The sequence below is a fragment of the Streptomyces sp. NPDC047043 genome, assembly GCF_040644055.1.
GTDB lineage: Bacteria > Actinomycetota > Actinomycetes > Streptomycetales > Streptomycetaceae > Streptomyces.
The window spans coordinates 1-1,521 of record NZ_JBEYVO010000092.1; the positions used below are offsets into that span (position 1 = coordinate 1).

General features: G+C 69.2%; 1 protein-coding gene. It reads right to left on the bottom strand.

Annotated features, from left to right (window positions below):
* Nucleotides 1-1,358: DEAD/DEAH box helicase (locus tag ABZ880_RS54385; RefSeq protein ID WP_361279422.1), on the bottom strand; the 1,358-nt coding region annotated here is incomplete at its 3' end.
* Between the last annotated feature and the right edge of the window lie 163 nt (nucleotides 1,359-1,521).

Here is a 1,521-nt window from a genome sequence, read left to right on the forward strand (position 1 = left end):
GGCGGGGTGATGGTGACGGGGATGCCGGAGGGGGTTTTGGCGCCGGTGATGCGGCTGAGTTCTGCCTCGCCGGATCGCACCGCGGTGATGGTCGGGTTGATGCCGGCGGTGGCCATGAGTCGGGTCATGTCGCGGCGTTGGGTGGGGGTGACCAGGGTGACGACGCTGCCGGATGCGCCGGCGCGGGCTGTGCGGCCGCCGCGGTGCAGGTAGTCCTTGTGGTCGCCGGGTGGATCCACGTTGACGACGAGGTCGAGGTCGTCGATGTGGATGCCGCGTGCTGCGACGTTGGTCGCCACGAGTGCTGTGACCTGTCCGCTCTTGAATTGGGTGAGGGTTCGGGTGCGTTGGGGCTGGGATCGGCCGCCGTGCAGGGCGGCGGCGCGGATGCCGTTGCCGAGGAGGTGTTTGGTGAGCCGGTCCACGGCGTGTTTGGTGTCCAGGAACATGATTACTCGGCCGTCGCGTGCGGCTATTTCGGTGGTTGTGCGGTGTTTGTCTGCCTCGTGCACGTGCAGGATGTGGTGTTCCATGGTGGTGACGGCGCCTGCTGAGGGGTCGACGGAGTGGACCACGGGGTCGGTCAGGTAGTGGCGGACGAGTTTGTCGACGTTGCGGTCCAGGGTGGCGGAGAAGAGCATGCGCTGGCCGTCGGGACGGACCTGGTCGAGGAGGGCGGTGACCTGGGGCATGAATCCCATGTCGGTCATCTGGTCCGCTTCGTCCAGGACGGTGATGGCGACGTCGCGCAGTCGGCAGTCGCCGCGGTCGATGAGGTCTTTGAGCCGTCCCGGTGTGGCGATGACGACCTCGGTCCCGGCGCGTAGTGCGTTGGCCTGTCTGCCGATGGACATTCCGCCGACCACGGTGGTCAGCCGCAGTCGTAGGGCGCGGGCGTATGGGGTGAGGGCGTCGGTGACCTGTTGGGCGAGTTCGCGGGTGGGGACCAGGATCAGGGCCAGTGGCCGGCGCGGTTCGGCTCGGCGGTCTGCGGTGCGGGCGAGCAGGGGGAGGCCGAAGGCGAGGGTCTTGCCGGAGCCGGTGCGGCCGCGGCCCAGTACGTCGCGGCCGGCCAGGGAGTTGGGCAGGGTGGCTGCCTGGATGGGGAACGGCACGCTCACGCCTTCGTGGCCGAGTGCGGCCAGCAGGGGCGCCGGCAGGGTGAGTTCGGCGAACGACTCGACGGCGGGCAGTGCGGGCTTGATGGTCTTGGGCGGTGTGAACTCGGCGTGGGGCGCGGCAGGTCGGCTGTGGCGGTCCTGGGGGCGGCGCCGGGCGCCGGTGCGGCCGGAGGAGCCCTCGGAGCGGTCGTAGGTGCGGGTGGTGCGGGTGGTGCGTGATGGGCGTGCTCGGTTCATGCGGGACCTTCCTCGATGCGGGCGCGTATCAAGGAATTCCCGCAGCACGAATGAACGGCGCAGAGAATCGCGAGAACGAGCCGAATACGGCAGGGGGGAATCACCCTGAAAAATGCAGCGAACTGGGGCCCGCACCCCAAGGTGCGGGCCCCAGCTGCGAAGT